The sequence below is a fragment of the Janthinobacterium sp. CG_23.3 genome, from assembly GCF_046115965.1.
Lineage (GTDB): Bacteria > Pseudomonadota > Gammaproteobacteria > Burkholderiales > Burkholderiaceae_D > Janthinobacterium.
Window position 1 is genome coordinate 1 of sequence record NZ_JBJXIB010000269.1, and the last position, 1,350, is coordinate 1,350.

The window sequence follows — 1,350 nt, forward strand, 5'->3', positions numbered from 1 at the left end:
GATACCGAAACAAGGGATAGGATAAATTTGCGAAAAACCAGTTGACTTGGAATTCATCATAGAAGGTCGGGTTAGCCGGAACGGCGTAACCCGACTGGCGTCGGCAGCGGCGCGGCGTCGGATGACGCGTTCGCCTCGGCGGCCCCCGCATCCGACCTCAGGAAGCTTAACTTAGCGGCATTAAGGTGACGCCGATGTGTGGATTGCGTTAACATCGAAACCGCCTAAGACGCAGCGCACCTATCCGCGCCTACCGGCATTGTCCGCATGCCGTCAACGCTAAAGTTCACCCAACACGGGTTCCACAAGGCGCGCGCGGCGCTGCACCCTGGCGCTCTTGGCCACGGCCATGATGAGGCACTCCTGCTCGTCGGCGCTGTGGCGCCGTTGCGGTTCGCCGCCATAGCGTCGGTCCTTGTACTGGCCGAAATCGGGTAAATCGAGGTGCGCCAGCCCGCGCGCCGGAAATGGCTCCGGCGGAGGTGCGGCGGCGGTCAGTTTTTCAATCTCATCGTGGTGCAGCTGCGTGTAGATGTCCAGTTCGGATTGCAACTCCACGAAGCCCTTTTGGGTAAACGCGTAGCGCAGCAGGCCGACGGAGGTGTCGAACTTCTGCGCCAAAAAATAGGCCCGGAAACAGTCGAAGCGGAACGCGACGGCGCCGCCCTCGTCTTCCAGCAAACCAAGCTGGCACAGCGTGGCGCACCGCGGCAGCGGCGGCAAGGGCAATCCATTGACGCCGAAATAGTCGGCCTCGAACTGCGCCAATTGAGCTAACGTGACGCTGGTTTTTTTCAACTCGAACAGGAAATACGCCAGTTCGACCAGATAGTCGCGCAGGCCCGCCGCGTCGTCCGACTCGGCCAACAAGGCGGCGCCGTCGGCCGCGGCGAAGGGCGAGGCGCGACCCGGCGCCGGCGCGCACACCACCAGCGCGTTCCTGGACGGCGGCAAGGGGCGCGCGGCGCGGCCGGGGTGCAGGTCTGATACGTGAAGCGCGGTGAATGTTTTCATCTAAATGATGTGGTTTCGGTATGTGGTTGGGTCGTCAAAACAAGCTGATCGATAAAAACTTTCCCATACGGAATTTTGACATTTTTTCACTGCCAAAATTCTAACCAATCTTCACGAGCAATAGATTCCCGCCACAATTTTTCCTGTCACCCAGAAAATCAGGCGAAACGCCGGCTTTTCCAGTGCCGGCTTACGCAACATCCTTCACCCGGCCGTACGCCGCGTAAACGGCATCGGGGGGGGGGGGGGGGGGGGGGGGGGGGGGGGGGGGGGGGGGGGGGGGGGGGGGGGGGGGGGGCCGGGGGGGGGGAGGGGGGGGGGGGGGGGGTTGTGGTG

The 1,350-nt window shown here is 62.5% G+C and carries 1 protein-coding gene; it reads right to left on the reverse strand.

Annotated elements, in window-relative coordinates:
• Nucleotides 1-279: 279 nt before the first annotated feature.
• Nucleotides 280-1,014 (reverse strand): hypothetical protein, encoded by a 735-nt coding sequence (locus tag ACFDR9_RS27700; protein WP_409033075.1) that lies wholly within the window; start codon nucleotides 1,012-1,014, stop codon nucleotides 280-282.
• Nucleotides 1,015-1,350 lie beyond the last annotated feature (336 nt).

Excerpts from the sequence above, each read along its gene's own strand:
- ACFDR9_RS27700 (WP_409033075.1), bottom strand. The coding sequence starts at position 1,014 with ATGAAAACATTCACCGCGCTTCACGTATCAGACCTGCACCCCGGCCGC.